A 25955-nucleotide genomic window follows, 5' to 3' on the forward strand; every position below is an offset into this window, starting at 1 on the left:
GCCCATTGTCCGCCCCCGCCGCCCGGCACCGGTCACCGCTCCGAACCCGCCGACGAATCCGCAGGTCGGAGCGGTTGTCAGTGGTCGGGTGCAGGATGGACGCATGGTCAGCGCCGCGCACCGGTCCCTAGCCGGATTCTCACCCGCCACCCGCGGCTGGTTCACGGGCGCCTTCTCCGCGCCGACCGCGGCCCAGTCCGGCGCGTGGCAGGCCATCCAGCAGGGCTCGGACGTGCTGGTCGTGGCCCCCACGGGATCGGGCAAGACCCTCGCCGCCTTCCTCGCCGCCCTGGACCAGCTCGCCTCCACGCCCCCGCCCGCCGATCCCCGGAAGCGCTGCCGGGTCCTGTACGTCTCCCCGCTGAAGGCCCTCGCGGTGGACGTCGAGCGCAACCTGCGCAGCCCCCTCACCGGCATCCGCCAGGAGTCCGTGCGGCTGGGCCTGCCCGAGCCCGAGGTGAAGGTCGGCATCCGCTCGGGCGACACCCCGGCCGCCGAGCGCCGCGCCCTGGCCACCCGCCCGCCGGACATCCTGATCACCACACCCGAGTCGCTGTTCCTGATGCTGACGTCCGCCACCAGGGAGGCGCTGACGGGCATCGACACGGTCATCCTGGACGAGGTGCACGCGGTGGCGGGCACCAAGCGCGGCGCCCATCTGGCGCTCTCCCTGGAGCGGCTGGACGAGCTGCTGCCCCGGCCCGCCCGCCGCATCGGCCTCTCGGCGACGGTCCGCCCGGTGGACGAGGTGGCCCGCTACCTCGCGCCGCGCGGCCGGGTGGAGATCGTGCAGCCCGCGTCGGGCAAGGAGTTCGACCTCTCCGTCGTCGTCCCGGTGGAGGATCTGGGCGAGCTGGGCGGCTCCCCCGCCGCCGACAGCACCGACGACTCGGGCGCCGCGGAACGCCCCTCGATCTGGCCGCACGTCGAGGAGCGCATCACCGACCTGGTCCAGTCGCACCGCTCCACGATCGTCTTCGCGAACTCCCGCCGCCTCGCCGAACGCCTCTGCAACCGGCTCAACGAGATCGCCTACGAGCGGGCCACCGGGGAGCCCCTGGACGAGCAGCACGATCCCGCCGAGCTGATGGGCGGCTCGGGCGCGGCCCAGGGCGCGCCGCAGGTCATCGCGCGGGCCCACCACGGCTCGGTCTCCAAGGAGCAGCGCTCGCTGGTCGAGGAGGACCTCAAGGCGGGCCGGCTGCCCGCCGTGGTCGCCACGTCGAGCCTGGAGCTGGGCATCGACATGGGCGCCGTGGATCTGGTGGTCCAGGTCGAGTCGCCGCCGTCGGTGGCCTCGGGCCTCCAGCGGGTCGGCCGCGCGGGCCACCAGGTCGGCGCGGTCTCCACGGGCGTCGTCTTCCCGAAGTACCGGGGCGACCTGGTGCAGGCCGCGGTGGTCACCGAGCGGATGCGCACCGGCTCCATCGAGTCCCTGCGGGTGCCCGCCAACCCGCTGGACGTGCTGGCCCAGCAGGTGGTCGCGATGACGGCCCTGGACACCTGGCAGGTCGACGACCTGCTGGCGACCGTCCGGCGCGCGGCCCCCTTCGCGTCCCTGCCGGAGTCGGCCTTCACGGCGGTCCTGGACATGCTGGCGGGCCGCTACCCGTCGGACGCCTTCGCCGAGCTGCGCCCGCGCGTGGTGTGGGACCGGGTCACCGGCACCGTCACCGGCCGCCCGGGGGCGCAGCGTCTCGCCGTCACCTCCGGGGGCACCATTCCGGACCGCGGCCTCTTCGGCGTCTTCCTCGCCGGTGCCGACCCGAAGAAGGGCGGCGGCCGGGTCGGCGAGCTGGACGAGGAGATGGTCTACGAGTCGCGCGTCGGTGACGTCTTCACCCTGGGCACCAGCTCCTGGCGCATCGAGGACATCACCCGCGACCGCGTCCTGGTCTCCCCCGCGCCCGGCGTGCCGGGTCGGCTGCCGTTCTGGAAGGGCGACCAGCTCGGCCGCCCGCTGGAACTGGGCCGCGCGGTGGGCGCGTTCCTGCGTGAGGTGGGTTCGCTGCCCGAGGAGGACGCCAGGCTGCGGCTGCTGGCGGCCGGGCTCGACGCCTGGGCCGCCGGGAACGTCCTGTCGTACCTGACCGAGCAGCGCGAGGCGTGCGGTCATGTGCCGGACGACCGGACGATCGTCGTGGAGCGGTTCCGGGACGAGCTGGGTGACTGGCGGGTCGTCGTGCACTCCCCGTTCGGCGCGCAGGTGCACGCCCCGTGGGCGCTCGCACTCGGCGCCCGCCTCGCCGAGCGGTACGGCATGGACGCCCAGGTGATGCACGCGGACGACGGCATCGTGCTGCGCCTGCCGGACGCCGACCTGATGAGCCTGGAGCTGCTCGACCGGGAACCGACCGGGCCCGCGGGCGCGGCGGGCGGTGCGGAGGGCGACGCCCCGGTCGGCGCGCAGGACGTCGTCTTCGACAAGGGCGAGGTCGACCAGGTCGTCACCGACCAGGTCGGCGGCTCGGCGCTGTTCGCGTCCCGGTTCCGCGAGTGCGCGGCCCGCGCGCTGCTGCTGCCGCGTCGCAGCCCCGGCAAGCGCACCCCGCTGTGGCAGCAGCGCCAGCGGGCCTCGCAGCTCCTCCAGGTGGCGAGCGAGTTCGGATCTTTCCCGATCGTCCTGGAGGCGGTCCGCGAGTGCCTCCAGGACGTCTTCGACGTCCCCGGGCTCGTCGAGCTGATGGGCGACCTGGAGTCGCGCCGGGTCCGCCTGGTCGAGGTGACGACGCAGGAGCCGTCCCCGTTCGCCCGCTCCCTGCTGTTCGGCTACGTCGCCCAGTTCCTCTACGAGGGCGACTCACCGCTCGCCGAGCGCCGCGCCGCCGCCCTGTCCCTCGACTCCCACCTGCTCGCCGAGCTGCTCGGCCAGGCGGAGCTGCGCGAGCTGCTGGACGCCGAGGTGCTGGCCGAGCTGGAGCGGGAGCTGCAGTGGCTCACCGAGGACCGGCGCGTCAAGGACGCCGAGGGCGTCGCGGACCTGCTGCGGCTGCTCGGCCCGCTCACCGGCGCCGAACTGGCCGCGCGGGGCGCCGAACCCCAGTGGGCCCAGGAGCTGGCGTCGGCCCGCCGCGCCATCCGGGTGCGGATCGGCGGCACCGACCACTGGGCGGCGATCGAGGACGCGGGACGGCTGCGGGACGCCCTCGGCACGGCGCTCCCCGTCGGGGTGCCGGAGGCGTTCACCGAGCCGGTCAAGGACCCGCTGGGGGATCTCCTCGCCCGGTACGCGCGCACCCACGGCCCGTTCACGTCGGCTACCGCGGCGGCCAGGTTCGGCCTGGGCACCGCGGTCACCGAGGGCGGCCTGCAACGGCTCGCCGCGGCGGGCCGGGTCGTGCAGGGCGAGTTCCACCCGTCGGGCATCGGCCAGGAGTGGTGCGACGCGACGGTGCTGCGCAGACTGCGCCGCCGGTCCCTGGCCGCGCTGCGGCACGAGCTGGAGCCGGTGCCGCCGCCCGCGCTCGCCCAGTTCCTGCCCCAGTGGCAGCACATCGGCACCGGGCACACCCTGCGCGGCGTCGACGGCCTGGTGCGCGCGCTCGAACAGCTCCAGGGCGCGTCCGTGCCCGCGTCGGCCCTGGAGAAGCTGGTTCTGCCGTCCCGGGTGGCGGGCTACAGCCAGGCCATGCTCGACGAGCTGACGGCCGCCGGTGAGGTGGTGTGGGCGGGCGCGGGCTCGCTGCCGGGCAAGGACGGCTGGATCTCCCTCTACCTGGCCGACGCGGCGCCGGTGCTGCTGCCCGCGCCGCACCCGCTGGAGCTGACGGCCCTGCACCAGTCCGTCCTGGACGCCCTCGCCGGGGGCTACGGCCTGTTCTTCCGCCAGATCGCCGACCAGGTCCGCGCCACCACCCACCCGGCCGCCACCGACCCGCAGCTCGCCGACGCCGTCTGGGACCTGGCCTGGTCGGGACGGCTGACCAACGACACGCTGGCCCCGATGCGCGCCCTGCTCGGCTCGGGGCGCACCGCGGGCTCCACCGCCCACCGCGCGAAGCGCAACGTCCCGCGCGGCCGGTACGGCTCGCTCACCGCGGCGGCCCGCCCGGCGTCCCGGGGCGGCCGCCCCGACCGTCGCGGGCCGCTGGTCCCTGCTCCCGGCCCGGGAGGGCGACCCGACCGTCCGCGCGCACGCCGTGGCCCGCACCCTGCTGGACCGGCACGGCGTGGTCACCCGGGGCGCGGTCGCCGCCGAGGGCGTCGAGGGGGGCTTCGCGGCGACGTACCGGGTCCTGTCGGCGTTCGAGGACAGCGGCCAGGCCAGGCGCGGTTACGTGGTGGAGGGGCTCGGGGCGGCCCAGTTCGCGATGGACGGCGCGGTGGACCGGCTGCGCGCGGTGTCGAACGCCCGCGACCGGGGCGAGACGGCACCCCCGCCTCCGGTGGTGGACGCCTTCACCCCGCCACAGCCCGACACCACCGACCCCGACGCCACCGGCTTCGCCTTCCCGCCCGAGTCCCCCGGCGCCGCCCCCGCCCCCGAGGACGCCTTCGTCTTCCCGCCGCTGTCCCCCGACTCACCCTCGGACGCCCCCCGGACCTCGGCGTCCCCGACCCCCGCCTCCCCTCCGGACGACGACACCTTCGCCTTCCCACCCCTTGCGTCCCCGGTCAGGGGCACCCCCTACTCCGGCGCGCGCCCCCGCCCCGCCCCCGAGTCCAGGGCGCTCGTCCTGGCGGCCGCCGACCCGGCGAACGCGTACGGCGCCGCGCTGCCCTGGCCCGAGCCACCGGACGGCGCGAGCCACAAGGCGGGCCGCAAGGCAGGCTCCCTCGTCGTCCTGGTCGACGGCGAACTGGCGCTCTACATGGAGCGCGGCGGCAAGACCCTGCTGGCCTGGCCCACCGACCCGGGCGGCACGGCCACCGACGACCCCCGACTGCGGTCCGCGGCCGAGGCCCTGGCGACGGCGGCCCGCGCGGGCTCCCTCGGCACGGTCACCGTGGAGCGGGTCAACGGCGCCTCCGCCCTGACCTCCCCCATCGGCGCCCTCCTGGAGGGCAAGGGCTTCATCGCGACCCCACGCGGCCTGCGCCTCCGCGCCTGACCGCCCCCCCCGGCGCAAACCCGCACCCCACTTCGCGACCGCGCCCCGCACCCCGCCACGACCCCGCACCGCACCTCGTAACCGCGCCCCGTCTCCCCCGCAAAGCCTCACCCCGACCCTGCCCCATGACCGCGCCCCGTCTCCGCGCTCCATACAGAGCGCCGGTTAGCCGTCAACCGTGCCCCGCTTCTGTCTCGGCCGCCCGACCACGCCTCACCCCCGACGCAACCTCAGCCGCACCCCACCCCACCTCCCGACCGCGCCCCCACCCATGCCACCCTCACGCGTGCCACCCTCACCCGCGCCACCCCCACCCGTGCCACCCTTGACCCATGCCCGAAGGTGACACGGTCTGGCGGACCGCGAAGCGCCTGCACAGCGCCCTCGCGGGCCGGGTGCTGACCCGCAGCGATCTGCGGGTGCCCGCGCACGCGACCGCCGACCTCACCGGCCGCGCCGTCCTGGACGTCACCCCCCGCGGCAAGCACCTGCTGACCCGGATCGAGGGCGGTCTCACCCTCCACTCGCACCTGAGGATGGACGGCGCCTGGCAGGTCTTCGAGGACGGCAGCCGCTGGACCGGCGGCCCCGCCCACCAGATCCGCGTCATCCTCGGCACCAGCGGGCGCACGGCGGTCGGCTACCGCCTGCCCGTCGTGGAGCTGCTGCGCACCGCCGACGAGGACCGCGCCGTCGGCCACCTCGGCCCCGACCTCCTCGGCCCCGGCTGGAACGCGGACCAGGCGCTCGCCAACCTCCTCGCCGACCCCGCACGCCCGCTCTGCGAGGCACTCCTCGACCAGCGCAATCTGGCCGGCGTCGGCAACGTCTACAAGAGCGAGCTGTGCTTCCTGCTCGGCGCCACCCCATGGCTGCCGATCGGCGCGCTGCCCGCGGACCGCGCCGCGAAACTCCCGGCGCTCGCCCAGCACCTGCTGGCCGCCAACCGCGACCGCGCGGTCCGCAACACCACGGGCCGCCGGGGCCCGAACCTGTTCGTGTACGGCCGCGCCCCGCGCCCCTGTCTGCGCTGCGGCACCCGCGTGCGGGTGGCCGACCAGGGCGACGGTTCCCGGGAGCGCCCCACCTACTGGTGCCCCGCCTGCCAGACGGGACCGGCCCCGCCCTTCGCCTGAAGCCCACCGCGCCACACCAATTGACGACCCGTCAGATCGGTCCGTACCGTCGTGGCCATGGCCCTCACGGCGTACGACCTCTCCGGACGCACCGCCTTCGTCACCGGGGCCGCCACCGGCATCGGACGGGCCTCGGCGGTGCTGCTGGCGCGGGCGGGCGCCACGGTGCACTGCGCCGACCGCGACGCGCGGGAGCTGCGCGGCACCGCGGCCCTGATCGAGGACGCGGGCGGCACGGCCCGCACCCACCACCTGGACGTCACCGACCGGCAGGCGCTGCGCCAGGCCGTCGGCTCCTGCGCGCGGCTGGACGTGATGGCGGCGATCGCCGGGATCATGCACACCAGCCCGGTCCTGGAGACCCGTGACAAGGATCTGGACCGGGTTTTCGACGTCAACTTCAAGGGGGTCCTGTACGCCTGCCAGGAGGCGGCCCGGCTGATGCTGGAGCACGGCACCGGCGGCAGCATCGTCACCATGGCCTCCGGCGCCGTGGACACCGGCCGCCCCGGGCTGCTCTGCTACGGCGTCGCCAAGGCGGCCGTCGTGCAGCTGACGAAGACCCTGGCCCAGGAGGTCGGACGGCACGGCATCCGGGTCAACGCGGTCGCACCGGGCTGGATCCGCACCCCGATGACCGAGCGGCACGAGGCCGGGGCGCGGGAGCGCACGGAGACGGCGATGGCGCGGATGGCGCCCCTGGGCCGGGTCGGCGAGCCGGACGACGTCGCCCACGCCGTGCTGCACCTGGCGTCCGACGCGTCGTCGTTCACGACGGGCCAGATCCTGCGTCCGAACGGCGGGGTGGCGATGCCATGGTGAGCCGTCCCGTCCGCCAGGCGCTCCGCCACCGCCCGGTGGCGACGGCCCCGGCCGCCCGCGCCTTCGCGACGCAGTGCACCGGCAGCAGGCTCAGGCCCCACCCTCCGGCGGCGACGGTCCCCTCCAGCACTCCGGTGGCGCCCGGCGCGAGCGCGAGCCGCAGCACGGCCCACCACCACAGCAAGCCCAGCCCGATCAGCACCCCCCGGCGCACTATCGGCCGCGCCATGCGCACATCACCTCCAGCCCGACGCTAGAACGCCGTTCTCGTCCTGGGAAAGGGCGCGTGGACGGCACACGGTGGCACCCGTCCGCCGTCCGCTACCGCCGCCGTCCGGCTCAGCCGTTCTCGGCCTGGAACATCCAGTGGTGCTTCTCCAGGTCGGCCGTGATCTGGATGAAGATGTCCTGGCTCACCGGGTCGGCCTCGGCGGTGTCGGCGACCCGCTCGCGCATCCGCACGATCACCGCGCCCAGGGCCTCCACGAGGGTGGCGACCGCGTCCGAGTCCTGGATCCACCCGTCCGGGATGACCCCGATGCCGCTGCCCGTGGCCACGGTGGAGGCGCGGCCGTCCGGCGGTACGCCGAGCGCGGAGGCGCGTTCGGCGACGGTGTCGGAGTGGGCCCGCGCGGTGTCGACGACCTCGTCGAGCTGGAGGTGGACGGAGCGGAAGCGCGGTCCGACCACGTTCCAGTGCACCTGCTTGGCGACCAGGGACAGGTCCACCAGGTCGACGAGGGCGCCCTGGAGGGCCTCGGCGACGGTCTTGAGGTCGGCGTCGGACAGGGGGCTTTTCACGACGTACATCCGTTGTGCTCCGATCGCTGGGTCCGGCCCCGAGTTCCGCTCCTCCACGATGCACGAAAGCCCCGCCCGTCGCCTCTCCGGAAAGTGGGGAGGCGACGGGCGGGGCTCTCTGCCGTCGGTTCGGGCGCGGTCTCCCGCGCGCACGATCAGCTCGGACGTGGTGCCGCGCCGGGATCAGGCGGCGACGACGTCCACCGCCTCGGCGGGCGCCTTGATGGTCACCCGTTCCGGCGGCACACCGGTCACCGAGACGGAACCCAGCATCGGACGAACCGGCGCGGGTACGGGCTCGGTGGCCGCGGCAGACTGGGCCAGCTCGGCGAGAGCGAGTTCGTCGCTCACTTCCCGCATGAGCTCGGACATCCGTACGTCCAGCGCGTCGCAGATGGCGGAAAGCAGCTCGGAGGATGCCTCCTTCTGCCCCCGCTCCACCTCGGAGAGATAGCCGAGTGAGACTCGGGCGGACGAGGAGACTTCGCGCAGAGTACGGCCCTGGCGCTGGCGCTGCCGACGCAGCACGTCACCCAGCAGGCGACGGAGCAGAATCATCGGTGGCTCCCTCCTCGGACCGCGTAGCCGCATCCTTCACGCCCCACCGTACCGCCTTGCGCCGCGGCCGTGCGGGGAGCGATGTCGTGTTCACTCAGGGCTGCAAACATCAAAACCCCCCGTTCTGTTCCGTATCCTGTGCCCGCTCATTCCCGGTCTGTTCGCCCAGCAGCTCGCCCAGGAGCAGGGCGAGCACGCTGCGTACACTCTCCTTACGAATTTCCGTACGGTCGCCGTTCAACCGCAGGGCAGCCACTTTTCCGCCAGCGGCGGAACCGGAATCCGCTCCGTGCGGGCCCGCCACCGCGACGAACACCGTCCCCACGGGCTGCCCGTCCTGGGCGTCGGGGCCCGCCACTCCGGTGGTCGCGATGCCCCAGTCGGCGCCGAGCGCGGTCCGCACACCGGCCGCCATCTGGGCCGCGACCTGCGCGTCCACCGCGCCGCGCTGCTCCAGCAGGGTGGCGTCGACGCCCAGCACCGCCCGCTTGAGGTCGGTGGCGTACGCCGTGACCGAGCCGCGGAAGGCCCGGGAGGCCCCGGGCACCGAGGTCAGATCCGCCGCCACGAGACCGCCGGTCAGCGACTCGGCGACCGCGAGGGTCCAGCCCCTCACTGTCAGTAGTCGCACCACGTCGGCGGCTGCGGAACTCACGCTTCCGTCTCCTCCGCCGCCGCTTTGCGTTCGGCGATTCCCTGCCTGCGCAGCACAATGGCCTGTCTTACGTAGTCGAGCCCGGTCACCACGGTGAGCACGACGGCCGCGGCCATCACCCAGAACCTCAGGGTGGCCAGCCACCCCGTCAGCGCCAGCACGTACATGCCGACGGCGACGCCCTGGGTGAGCGTCTTGAGCTTGCCGCCCCGGCTCGCCGGGATCACCCCGTACCGGATGACCAGGAAACGCATCAGGGTGATCCCGAGTTCCCGGCCGAGGATGACGATCGTCACCCACCAGGGCAGGTCGCCCAGCACCGAGAGGCAGATCAGCGCCGCTCCCATGATCGCCTTGTCGGCGATGGGGTCGGCGATCTTCCCGAAGTCGGTGACGAGGTCGTAGGCGCGGGCCAGATGGCCGTCGAACAGGTCGGTGATCATGGCGACCGCGAAGGCCGCCCAGGCGAAGGCCCGCCACGCCGGGTCGTAGCCGCCGTCGGCGAGCATCAGGGCGACGAAGCCGGGGACCAGGACCAGCCGGAGCATGGTCAGGAGGTTGGCGATGTTCCAGACGCTGGCCTGGTTGACGGCCGCCGCCGCGATCTTCGCGCCCCGGGGCGGCTTCCCGCCGCCGTGACCGCCGTCGGGCCCGGGAGCGGGCCCCGGGGCGACCGGAGGGACACCGGGGACGGCGGCGGGGACGTCCGGGGTGGCCGGGGGAACGTCCGAGGTGGCGCCCTGCGCGCCGGAGGAGCCGTTCGCCGCCGAAGCCGGCACTCCGGTCATCTGGCCTCCTCCTCGCCGCCCGCGCACGAGCCCTGGAGCGGCTCGGCCACCAGGTCGACACCCTCGGTACCGACAACCTTCGCCTCGACCATACGGCCGACGACCAGACCCTCGCCGCTCGTGAGCAGCACCTGCCCGTCGGTCTCGGGCGCCTGGTGGGCGCCGCGGCCGTGGGCGCCGTCCTCGCCGCCGACCGCCTCGACCAGGACCTGGACGGTCTCGCCGACGCGCTCCTCGGCCCGCTGCGAGACGAGTTCCTCGGCGAGCCGGGAGACCCGGGCGAGCCGCTCGGCGACGACGTCCTCGGGGAGCTTGTCGTCGTAACCGGCCGCCTCGGTGCCGTCCTCGTCGGAGTAGCCGAAGACGCCGATGGCGTCCAGCCGGGCGCCGTTCAGGAAGCGCTCCAGCTCGGCGAGGTCGGACTCGCTCTCGCCGGGGAAGCCGACGATGAAGTTGGAGCGGGCCCCGGCCTGGGGCGCCTTGGAGCGGATGGTGTCCAGCAGTTCGAGGAAGCGGTCGGTGTCGCCGAAGCGGCGCATGGCGCGCAGCACGCCGGGCGCGGAGTGCTGGAAGGAGAGGTCGAAGTACGGCGCGATCTTCGGCGTGGAGGTCAGGACGTCGATGAGCCCGGGGCGCATCTCGGCCGGCTGGAGGTAGCTGACCCGCACCCGCTCGATGCCGTCGACCTCGGCCAGCTCCGGCAGCAGCGACTCCAGGAGGCGGATGTCGCCGAGATCCTTGCCGTAGGAGGTGTTGTTCTCGGAGACGAGCATGACCTCCTTGACGCCCTGCTCGGCGAGCCAGCGCGTCTCGTTCAGGACGTCGCTGGGGCGGCGCGAGATGAAGGAGCCGCGGAAGGAGGGGATGGCGCAGAAGGTGCAGCGGCGGTCGCAGCCGGAGGCGAGCTTGACCGAGGCGACCGGGTTGCCGTCGAGGCGGCGGCGCAGCGGCGCGCGGGGCCCGGAGGCGGGCGCGAGGCCCTCGGGGAGGTCGGCGGGCGCGTGGCCGGGAAGGGCCACGTCGGCGGCGGACTCCTGCCGCTCGGCCGGGGAGATCGGCAGCAGCTTGCGGCGGTCGCGCGGGGTGTGGGAGGCGTGGATGCCGCCGTTGAGGATGGTCTGGAGGCGGTCGGAGATGTCGGCGTAGTCGTCGAAGCCGAGGACGCCGTCGGCCTCGGGCAGCGCCTCGGCCAGTTCCTTGCCGTACCGCTCGGCCATGCAGCCCACCGCCACCACGGCCTGCGTTCTGCCGTGGTTCTTGAGGTCGTTGGCCTCCAGGAGGGCGTCGACCGAGTCCTTCTTGGCGGCGTCGACGAAGCCGCAGGTGTTGACGACGGCGACGTCCGCTTCCTCGGCGTCCAGGACGAGTTCCCAGCCGTCCGCCTCCAAACGGCCTGCGAGCTCCTCCGAGTCCACCTCGTTACGGGCGCAGCCAAGGGTGACGAGTGCGACGGTACGGCGTTCAGGCATGGGCTCAAGACTACTTCGTCCCACCGACACCCCTCGTCGACGGGGGCGGGGCCCGTCCGCCGCCGGACAGGCCCCGCTCGTTCTCGCCGGGCGCGCGGCCCGTGCGCTCAGCCGACCTGGGGGTCGCCCTTGGTGTAGGTGAGGCGCTCCACGGCACCCGGCCGGAAGTCGTCCTCGATCTTCTTGCCGTTGACGTGGAGCTGGATGACGCCCGCGTCGCCGAGGACCAGGTTGATCTTGTCGCTGTCCTGGAAGGTCTTGGACTCGCCCTGCTTGAGGAGGCCGTCGAAGAGCAGCCGGCCGTTGTGGTCCTTGGCCGAGATCCAGCTGCGTCCGTCGGGCGCGCTGACCTGGACGGTCACCTTGTCCTGGGGCGCGGCGGCGATGGCGCTGTCGGAGGGGTCGTTCTTGGGGGTGTCGGGCTTGCCGCCCTGCGGGTCGCGCGAGGCGGACTTGCTGGGCTCGGGCGACGGGGTGTCGGCCACCTGGGTGCTGGAGTGGCCGTCGTCGCCGCTCTTGAACGCGGTGAAGCCGACGAAGCCGACCACGGCCACGATCGCGGCGACCATGGCGGCGGTCCAGTTCGGACCGCGCCGCTCGGGGCGGATGCGCTCCGCCTCGAACAGGGGGGCCGCCGGGGTGGGCACGGGCCTGCCGCCGCGGGCCGCGCTGAACTGTTCGAGCAGCGGTTCCGGATCGAGGTGGACGGCCTTGGCCAGGGTCCTGATGTGGCCCCGGGCGTAGACGTCACCACCGCACGCGGTGAAGTCGTCCGCCTCGATGGCGTGCACGATCGCGATCCGGACCCTGGTGGCATTACTGACGTCGTCGACGGTCAGCCCGGCCGTGATACGCGCCTGGCGCAGGGCGTGGCCGATCGAGGGGCGGTTTTCCTCGTGGTCGTCTTCGAACGGACGCTCGTCTTCAGGGGAGTTGCCGATGGACACGGGGGCGCCTTTCGAGCGTTTTAGCCACCTGTGCTGGAGGTTCAGTCTAGGGGGGGTGCGAAAGGGAGGGGCAACCGGGCGGTGGGACTTTGTAGCCCATCGGCATGGCCGGACATGCCGATGGCGGGACATCTTTTGACGCTTACCTCAACTTGACGTACGCCGTAGGGAAACGGTTGCTCAACGAACCCTCACGGATGCGTCACGATCCACCTTCGGGTGCCCCGGCCGACGCGTTCTCACGCCTCGCCGCGGATGACGGCCAGTACGCCGTCCAGTTCATCCGGTTTGATGAGCACGTCACGGGCCTTCGAGCCCTCGCTCGGTCCGACGATCGCCCGCGATTCCATCAGGTCCATGAGCCGCCCGGCCTTCGCGAAGCCGACCCGCAGCTTGCGCTGGAGCATGGAGGTCGAACCGAACTGGGTGGAGACGACCAGCTCGGCCGCCTGGCAGAGCAGGTCGAGGTCGTCCCCGATCTCCTCGTCGATCTCCTTCTTCTGCTTGGTGCCGACGGTGACGTCGTCCCGGAAGACGGGCGCCATCTGGTCCTTGCAGTGCTGGACGACGGCCGCGACCTCCTCCTCGGTCACGAAGGCGCCCTGCATGCGGGTGGGCTTGTTGGCGCCCATCGGCAGGAAGAGGCCGTCGCCCTTGCCGATGAGCTTCTCGGCGCCCGGCTGGTCGAGGATGACCCGGCTGTCGGCGAGCGAGGAGGTGGCGAAGGCGAGCCGGGAGGGCACGTTCGCCTTGATCAGGCCGGTGACGACGTCCACCGAGGGGCGCTGGGTGGCGAGCACCAGGTGGATGCCGGCCGCGCGCGCGAGCTGCGTGATGCGCACGATGGAGTCCTCGACGTCACGCGGCGCGACCATCATCAGGTCGGCCAGCTCGTCGACGATCACCAGCAGGTACGGGTAGGTCTTCAGCTCCCGCTCGCTGCCCTCGGGGGTCTTCAGCTTGCCGTCGCGGATGGCCTGGTTGAAGTCGTCGATGTGGCGGTAGCCGAACGCGGCGAGGTCGTCGTAGCGCAGGTCCATCTCGCGCACCACCCACTGGAGCGCCTCGGCGGCCCGCTTGGGGTTGGTGATGATCGGCGTGATCAGGTGCGGGATGCCCTCGTAGGCGGTCAGCTCGACGCGCTTGGGGTCGACGAGGACCATCCGGACGTCCTCGGGGGTGGCGCGGACCATGACCGAGGTGATGAGGCAGTTGATGCAGGACGACTTTCCGGAACCGGTGGCTCCGGCGACCAGGACGTGCGGCATCTTCGCCATGTTGGCCATCACGTAGCCGCCCTCGACGTCCTTGCCGAGCGCGACCAGCATCGGGTGGTCGTCCTCCGCGGCCGCCGCGAGCCGCAGCACGTCCCCGAGGTTGACCATCTCGCGGTCGGTGTTGGGGATCTCGATGCCGACGGCCGACTTGCCGGGGATCGGCGAGATGATCCGCACGTCGGGGCTGGCCACCGCGTAGGCGATGTTCTTGGTGAGGGCGGTGATCCGCTCGACCTTCACGGCCGGGCCCAGCTCGACCTCGTACCGGGTGACCGTCGGCCCGCGGGTGAACCCGGTGACCGCCGCGTCGACCTTGAACTCGGTGAAGACGGTGGTCAGCGAGGCGACGACGGCGTCGTTCGCGGCGCTGCGGGACTTGCCGGGACCACCGCGGGTGAGGAGGTCGAGGGACGGCAGCGCGTAGGTGATGTCCCCGGAGAGCTGGAGCTGCTCGGCGCGGGCGGGCAGGTCACGCGGCGCCTCGGGCGACTCCTTGGTCAGGTCGGGCACCGGCCCCGAGGAGAGCTTCTGCTGCGCCGGCCGGGCCTTGTCCTGGCGGGGCCGGGCGGCGGGCACCGGCGTCGGCGTCGTCTCCTCCCGGTCGCCCGCGCTCACGCCCTGGGTGAGATCGGCGACCAGCGGCGACGGCGGCATGCCGTGCATGACGGCGCCGTCCAGCGCGGCGGCGGCCGCCGCGGCCACGTCCACGGCGTCCATCGGCCGGTTCGGGTCGTGCTGCTGCGCGGAGCGCCGGGGACGGCGGCGCCGGGTGAGCGCCTCCTGCTCGGCGTCCTCGGGCGCGTACCCCTCGGGCCCGGGACCGCGTCGGCGCTCGTCCTGGGGCAGCGCCTCACGCCACTGCTCGTCGTAGCGCCGGTCGTCCGGCCCCCACTCGTCCGTCTCGGGTTCGTGGACGATGCCGAGCTTCACGCCGAGCAGCCGCAGCCGCTGCGGGATGGCGTTGACCGGCGTGGCCGTCACCACGAGCAGCCCGAACACCGTCAGCAGCACCAGCAGGGGCACCGCGAGCACGTCCCCCATGGTGTACGAGAGCGGGGTGGCGGCGGCCCAGCCGATCAGGCCGCCGGCGTCCCTTATGGCCTGCATGCCCTCGCTGCGGGCGGGCGAGCCGCAGGCGATGTGGACCTGGCCGAGCACGCCGATGACGAGCGCGGAGAGGCCGATCACGATGCGCCCGTTGGCCTCGGGCTTCTCGGGGTGCCGGATGAAGCGCACCGCGATGACCGCGATCAGTATCGGCACCAGCAGGTCGAGGCGGCCGAAGGCGCCGGTCACCAGGATCTCGACGAGGTCGCCGACCGGGCCGTTCAGATCGGCCCAGGTACCGGCGGCGACGATCAGCGCGATGGCGAACAGCAGCAGCGCCACGCCGTCCTTGCGGTGCGCGGGGTCGAGGTTCTTGGCCCCGGTCCCCACACCGCGGAAGACGGCGCCGACGGCGTGCGCGAGACCGAGCCAGAAGGCCCGGACGAGCCGGTAGAGGCCGTTGGTGGGGCTCGGCGCCGGCCTCGGGGGCGGCGCCGGACGCCTGGCGGCGGCCTTCTTCGCGGGCGCCCGCTTCGCCGGGGGCTTCCTCGCAGCGGCCTTCTTCGCCGGAGCCGCCACCTTCTTCGGGGGCTGCTTCTTGGCGGCGGAGGGACGTGAGGCCATGGGTGCGAGGTTACCGGGGGAGACGCCGTGGGACACGTGTGCCCCAGGCTTCACCCGTTCGTGTCGCCCCGAGCGGGGCGCGGAACTGACGCTTCCTCATCGTCAACCGGGGCGCGCCCGGCCTCAGTTCGACGAGGAGACCGGCGACGTGTTCCCGGCGCCCGGCTCCAACGCGTCCAGGGCCCGGCGCAGACCGGTGAGTTTGCGTTCGAGGTGGGCCGCCGTGGCGACCGCGGCCGCGTCCGCGGACTCGTCGTCGAGCTGCTTCGACAGCGCCTCGGCCTGCTCCTCCACCGCCGCGAGCCGCGCAGACAGCTCCGCCAGCAGCCCGGCGGGCTCCTTCGATTCACCCGTCGCCGACCTGTCACCGCCCTCCAGCTGCAGCCGCAACAGCGCCGCCTGCTCCCGCAGCTGGCAGTTCTTCATGTACAGCTCGACGAAGACCGACACCTTCGCCCGCAGCACCCACGGGTCGAACGGCTTCGAGATGTAGTCCACCGCGCCCGCCGCGTACCCGCGGAAGGTGTGGTGCGGCCCGTGGTTGATCGCGGTGAGGAAGATGATCGGGATGTCCCGGGTCCGTTCCCGCCGTTTGATGTGCGCGGCCGTCTCGAAACCGTCCATGCCCGGCATCTGGACGTCCAGCAGAATGACCGCGAAGTCGTCCGTCAGCAGCGCCTTGAGCGCTTCCTCCCCGGACGATGCCCGCACCAGCGTCTGATCGAGCGCCGAGAGAATGGCCTCCAGCGCCAGCAGATTCTCCGGCCGGTCATCGACCAGGAGGATCTTGGCCTTCTGCACCATGGCCCGCCCTCCTCGCCCCGGCTTGGGGCCTCCCCTGTACTCAGGACTTGCGGCGACACCCTCGGGTGCCGCCCCAGGGGACGACTCCCTTGCGCCGTCCGTCCTCGTGCCGGTCATCGTAGCCGCACCCCGCCTGTCGCCACACCCTGTCACCGTGATGTCACTGCGCACAGACCGGGAACGGGGCAGGAGACCAGAAGGTTCCCCGGATCTCCCGCCTCTACACGGCCTCGCGCCCACGGCGTGGGCAACGCCGGGCACCCCGCGGCGATTCCCGTCACTCCCCCCGCATCCACTGGCGCATGACCGCCAGCAGGTGGTCGGGGTCGACCGGCTTCGTCACGTAGTCGGAGGCACCCGACTCGATCGCCTTCTCCCGGTCGCCCTTCATCGCCTTCGCCGTCAGCGCGACGATCGGCAGCCCCGCGAACTGGGGCATCCGCCGGATCGCCGTCGTCGTCGCGTAGCCGTCCATCTCCGGCATCATGATGTCCATCAGGACCACCGCGACGTCGTCGTGCTGCTCCAGGACCTCGATGCCCTCCCGGCCGTTCTCCGCGTACAGCACCGACAGGCCGTGCTGCTCCAGGACGCTCGTCAGCGCGAACACGTTACGGATGTCGTCGTCCACGATGAGCACTTTCTCGCCACCGAAACGGACGCCCCGCGACGACGGCGCGGGCGCCGGGTGCTGCTCCGGGGTCGTCCAGCGCTCCAGCTCGGCCGAGCCCTGCTCCAGGTCGAGAGCGGGCCTGCGACGGCGCCTGAAGAGGGCCGCCGCGCCGTTCTGCGTCTCCTGGTACGACTTCACCTCGGCGGGCGTCTCGATCGCCGCGTCGGCCCGCTGGGCCAGCTCCGCGGCGGCCACCAGGTCCCCGGCCTCCAGCGCGGGCACCGGCTGCTGGTAGCCGTTGGGCGGCAGCTCGCTGGGGTGCAGCGGCAGGTACAGCGTGAACGTCGAACCGCGGCCCGGCTCGCTCTGCGCGTGGATCTCACCGCCGAGGAGCTGCGCGATCTCCCGCGAGATCGACAGACCGAGCCCGGTACCGCCGTACTTGCGGCTGGTCGTGCCGTCCGCCTGCTTGAACGCCTCGAAGATCACCCGCATCTTGCTGGCCGCGATCCCGATGCCGGTGTCGGTCACCGAGAACGCGATCAGACCGGCGTCCGCGTCCCGCAGCGAACCCGCCTCCAGGAGCTGCTCCCTGATCGCGGGCGGCACGTCCGACCCGGCCGGCCTGATCACCAGCTCCACCGAGCCCGAGTCGGTGAACTTCACCGCGTTCGACAGCAGGTTGCGCAGCACCTGGAGGAGCCGCTGCTCGTCGGTGTGCAGGGTGGCGGGCAGCTCGGGCGAGACCCGCACCGACAGGTCGAGGCCCTTCTCCGCGGTCAGCGGGCGGAAGGTCGCCTCCACGTAGTCGACGAGCTGCACGAGCGCGATGCGCGTCGGGGAGACGTCCATCTTGCCCGCCTCGACCTTCGACAGGTCGAGGATGTCGTTGATGAGCTGGAGCAGGTCGGAACCGGCCCCGTGGATCGTCTCGGCGAACTCGACCTGCTTGGGCGTCAGGTTCGCGTCCGCGTTGTCGGCGAGCAGCTTGGCCAGGATCAGCAGCGAGTTGAGCGGTGTGCGCAGCTCGTGCGACATGTTGGCGAGGAACTCGCTCTTGTAGCGCATCGACACCGCGAGCTGCTCGGCGCGCTCCTCCAGGACCTGCCGCGCCTCCTCGATCTCGGTGTTCTTCACCTCGATGTCGCGGTTCTGCTGGGCCAGCAGCTCGGCCTTCTCCTCCAGTTCGGCGTTGGACGCCTGGAGGGCCTTCTGCCGGTTCTCCAACTCGGCCGACCGCTCGCGCAGTTGCTCGGTCAGCTCCTGCGACTGCTTCAGCAGCACCTCGGTCTTGGTGTTGACGGAGATGGTGTTGACGCTCGTCGCGATCATCTCGGCGATCTGGTTCAGGAAGTCCTTCTGGATGTGCGTGAACGGCGTGAAGGACGCCAGCTCGATCACCCCGAGGACCTGCCCCTCGAAGAGCACCGGAAGGACGATCACCTGCGCGGGCGGCGCCTCGCCGAGCCCCGAGGAGATCTTCAGGTAGCCGCTGGGCGCGTTCTCCACCAGGATGGTCCGCTTCTCCTGCGCGGCCGTCCCGATCAGCGCCTCACCGGGCCTGAACGACGTCGGCATCGACCCCATCGAGTAGCCGTAGGACCCGAGCATCCGCAGCTCGTAGGCGTCCTCCTGGCCGCCGCCCGGATCCTTGCCGTCGACCAGCGGCATCGCCAGGAAGAACGCGCCGTGCTGCGCGGAGACCACCGGCGTCAGCTCGCTCATGATCAGCGACGCCACGTCCTGGAGGTCGCGGCGGCCCTGCATCAGCGCGGAGATCCGGGCCAGGTTGCCCTTCAGCCAGTCCTGCTCCTTGTTGGCGATCGTGGTGTCGCGCAGGTTGGCGATCATCTTGTTGATGTAGTCCTGGAGTTCCTGGATCTCCCCGGACGCGTCCACGTCGATCTTCAGGTTCAGGTCGCCGCGGGTCACCGCGGTCGCCACGCGCGCGATGGCCCGCACCTGCCGGGTCAGGTTCCCGGCCATCTCGTTCACGGACTCGGTCAGGTCGCGCCAGGTGCCGTCCACGTCCCGCACGCGTGCCTGCCCGCCGAGCTGCCCCTCGGTGCCCACCTCGCGCGCGACGCGGGTGACCTCCTCGGCGAACGACGAGAGCTGGTCGACCATCGTGTTGATGGTCGTCTTCAGTTCGAGGATCTCCCCGCGCGCGTCGATGTCGATCTTCTTGGTGAGATCGCCCTTCGCGATGGCGGTGGTGACCATGGCGATGTTGCGCACCTGACCGGTCAGGTTGGACGCCATCTGGTTCACCGACTCGGTGAGGTCCTTCCAGGTGCCCGCCACGCCCGGCACCCGCGCCTGACCGCCCAGGATGCCGTCCGTACCCACCTCACGGGCCACCTTGGTGACCTGGTCGGCGAACGAACTCAGCGTCTTCACCATGGTGTTGAAGGTGTCGGCGAGCTGCGCGACCTCGCCGCGCGCCTCGATCGTCACCGTCCGGGTCAGATCGCCGTTGGCGACGGCCGCCGCGACCTGCGAGATGTTGCGCACCTGCATGGTCAGGTTCTTGGCCATCAGGTTGACGTTGCCGCTGAGGTCCTTCCAGATGCCCGTGACGCCGGGCACGTGCGCCTGGCCGCCCAGGATGCCCTCGGTGCCCACCTCGCGGGCCACCCGCGTCACCTGCTCGGCGAAGGAGGAGAGCTGGTCCACCATGGTGTTGACGGTGGTGACGAGTTCGAGGATCTCGCCCCGGGCGTCGACGGTGATCTTCTTCGACAGGTCGCCCTTCGCGACCGCGGTGGTGACCTCGGCGATCTGACGCACCTGGATGGTCAGGTTGTTCGCCATGAAGTTCACCGACTGGGTGAGGTCCTTCCAGGTGCCGGAGACGCCCTGCACCTCGGCCTGGCCGCCCAGCTGGCCCTCCGTGCCCACCTCGCGGGCGACCCGGGTGACCTCCTCCGCGAACGACGACAGCTGGTCGACCATCGTGTTCAGGGTGTTCTTCAGCTCCAGGATCTCCCCGCGCGCGTCCACGGTGATCTTCTGGGAGAGGTCACCGCGCGCCACCGCCGTCGCGACCTGGGCGATGTTGCGGACCTGCGCGGTGAGGTTCCCGGCCATGCCGTTCACCGAGTCGGTCAGATCGCGCCACACCCCGGCCACACCGGGCACCTGCGCCTGGCCGCCGAGCCGTCCCTCGGTCCCCACCTCGCGGGCCACCCTGGTCACCTGGTCCGCGAAGCCGGAGAGCTGGTCGACCATCGTGTTGATGGTGTTCTTCAGCTCCAGGATCTCGCCCCGCGCGTCCACGTCGATCTTCTGCGACAGGTCGCCGCGCGCCACCGCCGTCGTCACCTGCGCGATGTTGCGCACCTGGGCCGTCAGGTTGCCGGCCATGCCGTTGACGGAGTCGGTCAGCTCCTTCCAGGTACCGGCCACGCCCGGCACCACCGCCTGACCGCCGAGCCGCCCCTCGGTGCCCACGTCCCGCGCCATCCGCGTCACCTGGTCCGCGAACGACGAGAGCTGGTCGACCATCGTGTTCACGGTGTTCTTGAGCTGGAGCATCTCGCCCGAGACGTCCACGGTGACCTTCTGCGACAGATCGCCGTTGGCCACCGCCGTCGTCACCTGGGCGATGTTGCGGACCTGCCCGGTCAGGTTGCGGAAGGCGGTGTTCACGGAGTCCGTGAGGTCCTTCCAGGTACCGGCCGCGCCGGGCACCTGCGCCTGACCGCCCAGCTCGCCCTCGACACCGACCTCCCGGGCCACCCGGGTCACCTCGGAACCGAACGAGGACAGCTGGTCCACCATGCCGTTCACGGTGTTCTTCAGTTCCAGCATCTCGCCGGCCACGTCCACGGTGACCTTCTGCGACAGGTCACCGCTGGCCACCGCCGTCGTCACCGCGGCGATGTCCCGCACCTGGGTGGTGAGGTTGCGGAACACCGTGTTCACGGAGTCCGTCAGGTCCTTCCAGGTACCGGCCGCGCCCGGCACGTTCGCCTGCCCGCCGAGCTGCCCGGCCGCGCCGACCTCGTTCGCGACGCGCGTCACCTCGTCCGCGAAGATCCGCAGCGTCTCGGTCATCTGGTTGATGGTGTCCGCGAGCTGCGCGACCTCGCCGCGCGCCGACACGGTCACCTTCTGCGACAGGTCGCCGTTGGCGACCGCGGTGGTCACCTGCGCGATCCCGCGCACCTGGGCCGTCAGGTTGCCGGCCATCAGGTTCACCGAATCGGTGAGGTCCTTCCACACCCCGGCCACACCGGGCACCTGCGCCTGCCCGCCCAGCTCGCCCTCGGTGCCCACCTCGCGCGCCACCCGGGTCACCTCGGAGGAGAACGAGGAGAGCTGGTCGACCATCGTGTTGACGGTGTTCTTCAGCTCCAGCATCTCGCCCGCCACGTGCACCGTGACCTTGCGGGACAGATCGCCCTTGGCGACCGCCGTCGTGACCAGCGCGATGTCCCGCACCTGCGCGGTCAGCCGGTACGCCATCGTGTTGACGGAGTCGGTGAGGTCCTTCCACGAACCCGACATGCCCCGCACCCGGGCCTGCCCGCCGAGCTTGCCCTCGGTGCCCACCTCGCTGGCCACCCGGGTGACCTCGTCGGTGAACGTCGAGAGCTGGTCGACGAGGTTGTTGACCGTCCGCCCGACCTTCAGGAACTCCCCGCGCAGCGGATGCCCGGTCCCGTCGGGCGCCTGCGTCCGCAGCTCCATGCGCGGCGACAGATCACCCTCGGCCACCGCCGACAGCACCCGCCCGACCTCGGAGACCGGCCGCACGAGGTCGTCCACGAGCGCGTTCGACGCCTCGACGGCCGCGGCCCACGACCCCTCCCCCGAACCCGTCTCCAGGCGCTCGGTGAGCTTGCCCTCGCGGCCGACCATCCGCCGCACCCGGGACAGCTCACCGGTGAGATGCAGATTGCGGTCGGCCACCTCGTTGAAGACCGCCGCGATCTCCGCCATCACGCCGTCGCCCGACACCGTGAGCCGCTTGCGGAAGTTCCCGTCCCGCATCGACACGAGAGCCGCCATCAGCCGGTTCAGGGCCGCCGTGTCCACAGTGGTCGTGTTGTTGCGAGGTTTGCCCTGGTTCTTCAGGGACTGTCCGCCTTTCGCGCGCGCTTTCGTGCCCCGCGTCGCTGCGCCAGACTCCACTGTGTCCCTCCCGAAGGGGTCGACCGTCACCGCTGTGCTCGCGTACGACCGCGTGACCTGTTCGTCGCCGCGGCCCGTGCTGTGTCATCGTGAATCGTGCCCAGTGTTTCACCCTGTCCGAACCAGGCCATAACAGTTCGGCAGCTTCGCACATCGTCCGCACACCCTCTGGGCGGAATCAGTGCCGACCGGCATCCGCGTGGACGGTGAAGGTAAGTAACCTTGCATGCGGCTGTCCAGCCGCACCGGTCCGACCGGTCTGGGCGGTGGCACGAGACGAGCGGGCATCGGAGGGGCGGCCGGCACCATGACCACCGGACTGATCCCGGGGGCGAACCCCCCGGACCACGGGCCGACGGGCGGACTGCCGCAGCAGCGGCGGGAGAATGCCGGTCCAGCAGCCCTGCACGTCGACAACCGGCCGAGGAGTTCCGTGATCACCGCGCGCGCGGCAGCCAGCTTCGAGCCCGTCGGGCGCTCCGTCGCGACCGCCCGCTCCTTCGTCCGCGACACCCTCCAGGGCTGGGGCTTCTCCGACATCGTCGACGACGCCGTCGTCCTCACCAGCGAGCTGGTCACCAACGCCGTGGTGCACGCGGGCACCGCCGCCGACGTCCTCTGCCTGCGCAGCGACGACGGAGTGCGCATCGAGGTCGCCGACCACTACCCGGAGCGCGAGATCCCGCTCCAGGGCTCCCCCGCCACCATGGGCAGCCCGGACCGCGAGGGCGGCCGCGGCCTCCAGCTCTGCGCGGCGCTGGCCGGCCGCTGGGGCGTCGACTACACCCCCACCCACAAGCAGGTCTGGTTCCAGCTCCACCTGCCCGAGCGCGCCGTCGGCACCCGCGCCGCGGGCCCCTCCCTCCCCGCCGACCTGCTGCCCCTCGCCGACGGCCGGGTCCGGGTCGCCGTCGTGCAGATCGACCGCACGGGCGCCATCTCCGCGTGGAACGAGGACGCCGAGGAGCTGTTCGGCTACCCCGCCGAGCAGGTCGTCGGCAAGCCCCTCACCGACCTCGCCGCCTGGCCGCACACCCCGGGCACCAGCACCGGCATCGTGGAGGCGCTCCAGCTCTCCCGCTGGGAGGGCAGCTACGGCATAAGAGGGGCCGACGGCCGCGTCACCCCCGTCTACGCCTCCCACCTCCGCGTCCGGGACACCGGCGGCGAGCCGTCCACGGTCTGCCTCCTGGTCCGCGACCACGAACGGGCCGTGCTCCAGACGCCGACCAGGATGGCGTCCTCCGACGGGTCCGGCGGCTCCGAGAGCCAGAGCGCCGACCCCTTCGAGGTGTTCATCGGCTCTCCCGCCCCCGACGACCTGGACGGCCTCCTCCAGCGCACCGTGGAACGCGCCCGCGACATGCTCGACGGCGACTCCGCGTTCCTGCTCCTGGCCACCGACGACGAGACGGAGCTGGAGGTCCGCGCCTCCACCGGCCTGCCCTCGGCCCGCCAGCGCTTCGCACGGGTCCCCGTGGAGGCGGGCCCCGGCCGCTACGGCTCCGCCCGCATGCCCGCCGTCCACGACGATCTGACGGCCGTCCCCGGCGCCGTCCCGCTGCTCTCCGGCACCGGCATGCGCTCGGTGGTCACCGTGCCGCTGAAGGTCGAGGGCCGTCTCACCGGCTCGCTCGGCGTCGCGGCCGAGGGCCCCGGCAGGTACTCCAACGAGGAGGCGCTGCGCCTGCAGTTCGCCGCCGACCGCATCGCGCTGGCCGTCGAGTCGGCCCGCCTCGGCGAGCTGGAACGCCTGCGCCGCGGCTCGCTCAGCTTCCTCGTCGAGGCGTCCGACCTGCTCGCCGGCACCCTGGACCGCGACCAGACCCTGGCCCTGATGGCACAGATGACGGTCCCGACCCTCGCCACCTGGTGCGCCGTCTACACCATCGCCGACCAGGCGTCCGAGCCGTACCTCTCCTACGTCCTGCACGAGGACGAGGAACTCATCGACGGCATCAAGTCGTTGCTGTCGAAGATCGCCCCGCCGGACCCGGTGCCCACCCCCGGCGCCCGGGTGTGGCCCGCCCCGGGCGAGGTCGCCCACCAGGCGGCCCTGCGCAGCTCCATGCGCAGCCTCGGGCTCTCCGGCGGCCCCACCCACCAGGTCGCGTCCAGCATCGGCCCGACGCTGGCGACGGCGTCCGCGGTCGGCGGCGAGACGGTCGTGCTGCCGCTGGTCGCCCGCAACCGCGTGATCGGCATGCTGACCCTCGGCAAGCCCACCGACGAGCACTTCCGCCAGGAGATCCTGGAGCTGGCCGAGGACCTGAGCCGCCGGGCCGCCCTCGCCCTGGACAACGCCCGCCTCTACTCGGAGCGCACGGCGATCAGCCAGTCCCTCCAGCGCAGTCTGCTGCCGCCCGAACTCCCGGTGATCGACGGCGTCGAGGTGGAGGTCATCTACCGCGCGGCCGGCGAGGGCAACGAGGTCGGCGGCGACTTCTACGACCTCTTCCCGATCAGCGACGGCGCCTACGGGTTCGCCATCGGCGACGTCTGCGGCACGGGCCCGAACGCCGCCGCGGTGACCGGCCTGGCCCGGCACGCCCTGCGCCTGCTGGCCAGGGAGGGCCTCAGCGGCCCCGCCGTCCTCGAACGTCTCAACTCCGCGATCCTGGACGAGGGCGCCCGCAGCCGCTTCCTGACGCTCCTCTACGGCGAGTTGAGGCCCCAGGAGGACGGCAGCGCAGAGCTGAAGGTGGTCTGCGCGGGCCATCCGCTGCCGCTGCGCCTGCGCCAGGACGGCACGGTCGAACCGGCCGCGGAGCCGCAGCCGCTCCTCGGCGTCATGGAGGACCTGGAGCTGTACGAGCAGCGGGTCACCCTCGACCCGGGCGACGTCCTGCTCTGTGTCACCGACGGCGTCACCGAACGGCGCGAGGGCACCCGCATGTTGGGCGACGACGGCCTCACCGACGTCCTCACGACGTGCACGGGCCTCACGGCGGGCGCGGTCGCGGCCCGGGTGATGCGGGCGGTGGAACGCTTCGCCTCGGACGCCCCGTCGGACGACATGGCGATCCTCGCGATGCGGGTGCCCGGTCTCCAGAAGGACTGACCGGGTCCCCGCGGGGACCCGCGGACACGAGAAAGGCCCCGCCCTGGTGGGCGGGGCCTTCTGTGTGGAGCCCCCAAACGGAATCGAACCGTTGACCTTCTCCTTACCATGGAGACGCTCTACCGACTGAGCTATAGGGGCCAGTTGCCTTTTCGGGGTCTCCCCCGTGGCAACGAAATAGATCATACCCCGAACGGGAGCCGGCTCCCAACCACCTTCCGCGGCTCAGAACGCGGGCTGGAGGAGCCCGCCGAGCGCGTTGCAGGCGGACACGATCCGCTGCATGTCCCGCTTGGTCAGCGCGGCGTCCACGGGCAGCGCGAGCGTCTCGTCGGCGGCCCGCTCGGTCTCGGGCAGCGTCACGCAGCGGCGGAAGTCGGGCAGCCGGTGCACCGGGGTCTTCACGGGCACCCGGCAGTCGACTCCCTTGACCCGCAGGGCGCGTGCGAACGCGTCGCGGTCGGGCCGCCCGTTGCCGGGCACCCGCACGACGTACTGCTGGTAGGTGTGCCCGTCGCCGTGGTCGGGGGTGCGGACTCCGCGCAGCTTGGCGTCCAGGTAGGAGGCCCGCTCCCGCCGCTGCGCGATCTCGTCGTAGGGCGCCTCGGACTCGCCCTCCTCCAGCACCAGCAGCCCGTGCCGCTGCCCGACACCGTGCAGCCGCGCCAGGTCGGCGGGCCGCCCGAAGCGGTGGACGACGGTGACGGCCGCGGTCCGCGCGGTGACGGCGGCCTCGACGGCGCCGGGGTCGAGGCAGTAGGTCGCCGGATCTATGTCGGCGAACACCGGCATGGCCCCGACCAGGGCGACAGCCTCGGCGAGTTCGACGTTCCCGAAGGCCGGGACGATGACCTCGTCACCGAGTCCGACGCCGGCGGCCCTGAGCATTGCAGCAGTACCCATGCCGTCGATGCTTGTTGCGCAATGTGAACACGAGATGACGCGCAACAGAAAAGGGCCGGTCCTGGGATCGAAATCCCGGGACCGGCCCTTTTGAATGATTGTTCGGCGGCGTCCTACTCTCCCACAGGGTCCCCCCTGCAGTACCATCGGCGCTGTGAGGCTTAGCTTCCGGGTTCGGAATGTAACCGGGCGTTTCCCTCACGCTATAACCACCGAAACACTATGAAACTGTCCAGCCGCACCACGCCATCCCTCAATAG

At 72.3% G+C, this 25955-nt stretch carries 14 protein-coding genes, 1 tRNA gene, 1 rRNA gene and 1 pseudogene; 4 read left to right on the plus strand and 13 right to left on the minus strand.

Going from position 1 to position 25955, the window contains the following annotated elements:
• Window positions 1-103 precede the first annotated feature (103 nt).
• The 3 genes and pseudogenes from GA0115242_RS25240 (at window position 104) to GA0115242_RS25250 (ending at window position 7009) form a co-directional block, all read left to right on the plus strand.
• Window positions 104-5051 (plus strand): annotated as a pseudogene (locus GA0115242_RS25240) (ATP-dependent helicase).
• 332 nt (window positions 5052-5383) lie between these two features.
• The gene (locus tag GA0115242_RS25245; protein WP_093832257.1) at window positions 5384-6187 is read left to right on the plus strand and encodes an Fpg/Nei family DNA glycosylase; all 804 of its coding nucleotides are present in this window, start codon (window positions 5384-5386) and stop codon (window positions 6185-6187) included.
• 57 nt (window positions 6188-6244) lie between these two features.
• Window positions 6245-7009: an SDR family NAD(P)-dependent oxidoreductase gene (locus GA0115242_RS25250; RefSeq protein ID WP_093832259.1), complete on the plus strand. Its 765-nt coding sequence runs from the start codon at window positions 6245-6247 to the stop codon at window positions 7007-7009.
• Here GA0115242_RS25250 and GA0115242_RS25255 read toward each other — a convergent pair.
• The 10 genes from GA0115242_RS25255 to GA0115242_RS25300 all read right to left on the minus strand — a co-directional run bounded on the left by GA0115242_RS25255 (window position 6957) and on the right by GA0115242_RS25300 (window position 21731).
• Window positions 6957-7238 carry a hypothetical protein gene (locus GA0115242_RS25255; protein ID WP_093832296.1) on the minus strand — a complete coding sequence of 94 codons (282 nt, stop codon included), beginning with the start codon at window positions 7236-7238 and terminating at the stop codon, window positions 6957-6959. The two genes, GA0115242_RS25250 and GA0115242_RS25255, sit on opposite strands and share 53 nt — an antisense overlap.
• 110 nt (window positions 7239-7348) lie before the next feature.
• Window positions 7349-7819 carry a Dps family protein gene (locus GA0115242_RS25260; protein WP_093832261.1) on the minus strand — a complete coding sequence of 157 codons (471 nt, stop codon included), beginning with the start codon at window positions 7817-7819 and terminating at the stop codon, window positions 7349-7351.
• 174 nt (window positions 7820-7993) lie between these two features.
• On the minus strand, window positions 7994-8368 hold the full coding sequence (locus GA0115242_RS25265) for a helix-turn-helix domain-containing protein (protein ID WP_030947329.1): 375 nt from the start codon (window positions 8366-8368) through the stop codon (window positions 7994-7996).
• Between the two features lie 109 nt (window positions 8369-8477).
• Entirely contained in the window at window positions 8478-9023 is a 546-nt protein-coding gene (locus tag GA0115242_RS25270; RefSeq protein WP_093832263.1) for a CinA family protein, read from the minus strand.
• Window positions 9020-9811 (minus strand): CDP-diacylglycerol--glycerol-3-phosphate 3-phosphatidyltransferase, encoded by a 792-nt coding sequence (gene pgsA, locus GA0115242_RS25275; RefSeq protein ID WP_093832265.1) that lies wholly within the window; start codon window positions 9809-9811, stop codon window positions 9020-9022. The genes GA0115242_RS25270 and pgsA overlap by 4 nt, the downstream gene beginning before the upstream one ends.
• Window positions 9808-11280 (minus strand): 30S ribosomal protein S12 methylthiotransferase RimO, encoded by a 1473-nt coding sequence (rimO, locus tag GA0115242_RS25280; protein WP_093832267.1) that lies wholly within the window; start codon window positions 11278-11280, stop codon window positions 9808-9810. Before rimO ends, pgsA begins: the two co-directional genes overlap by 4 nt.
• Window positions 11281-11387: 107 nt before the next feature.
• The gene (locus tag GA0115242_RS25285; protein WP_176729911.1) at window positions 11388-12227 is read right to left on the minus strand and encodes a helix-turn-helix domain-containing protein; all 840 of its coding nucleotides are present in this window, start codon (window positions 12225-12227) and stop codon (window positions 11388-11390) included.
• Window positions 12228-12466: 239 nt separating this feature from the next.
• Window positions 12467-15175: a DNA translocase FtsK gene (locus GA0115242_RS25290; protein WP_176729912.1), complete on the minus strand. Its 2709-nt coding sequence runs from the start codon at window positions 15173-15175 to the stop codon at window positions 12467-12469.
• Window positions 15176-15298: 123 nt separating this feature from the next.
• Window positions 15299-15979, minus strand: a complete 681-nt coding sequence (locus GA0115242_RS25295) for a response regulator (protein ID WP_093832272.1) — start codon at window positions 15977-15979, stop codon at window positions 15299-15301.
• 277 nt (window positions 15980-16256) lie between these two features.
• Entirely contained in the window at window positions 16257-21731 is a 5475-nt protein-coding gene (locus GA0115242_RS25300) for a HAMP domain-containing protein (RefSeq protein WP_093832274.1), read from the minus strand.
• Window positions 21732-22038: 307 nt separating this feature from the next.
• On the opposite strand from GA0115242_RS25300, the gene GA0115242_RS25310 reads away from it, so the two are divergent.
• Window positions 22039-24792 carry a SpoIIE family protein phosphatase gene (locus GA0115242_RS25310; RefSeq protein ID WP_093832276.1) on the plus strand — a complete coding sequence of 918 codons (2754 nt, stop codon included), beginning with the start codon at window positions 22039-22041 and terminating at the stop codon, window positions 24790-24792.
• A gap of 65 nt (window positions 24793-24857) precedes the next feature.
• Here GA0115242_RS25310 and GA0115242_RS25315 read toward each other — a convergent pair.
• The 3 genes from GA0115242_RS25315 to rrf all read right to left on the minus strand — a co-directional run bounded on the left by GA0115242_RS25315 (window position 24858) and on the right by rrf (window position 25912).
• Window positions 24858-24933: transfer RNA gene (locus tag GA0115242_RS25315), tRNA-Thr, on the minus strand.
• A gap of 84 nt (window positions 24934-25017) precedes the next feature.
• Window positions 25018-25680, minus strand: a complete 663-nt coding sequence (locus GA0115242_RS25320; protein ID WP_093832278.1) for a DegT/DnrJ/EryC1/StrS family aminotransferase — start codon at window positions 25678-25680, stop codon at window positions 25018-25020.
• Window positions 25681-25795: 115 nt separating this feature from the next.
• A 5S ribosomal RNA gene (rrf, locus tag GA0115242_RS25325) occupies window positions 25796-25912 on the minus strand.
• Window positions 25913-25955: the final 43 nt, after the last annotated feature.

The organism is Streptomyces sp. SolWspMP-5a-2 (assembly GCF_900091845.1).
Lineage (GTDB): Bacteria > Actinomycetota > Actinomycetes > Streptomycetales > Streptomycetaceae > Streptomyces > Streptomyces doudnae.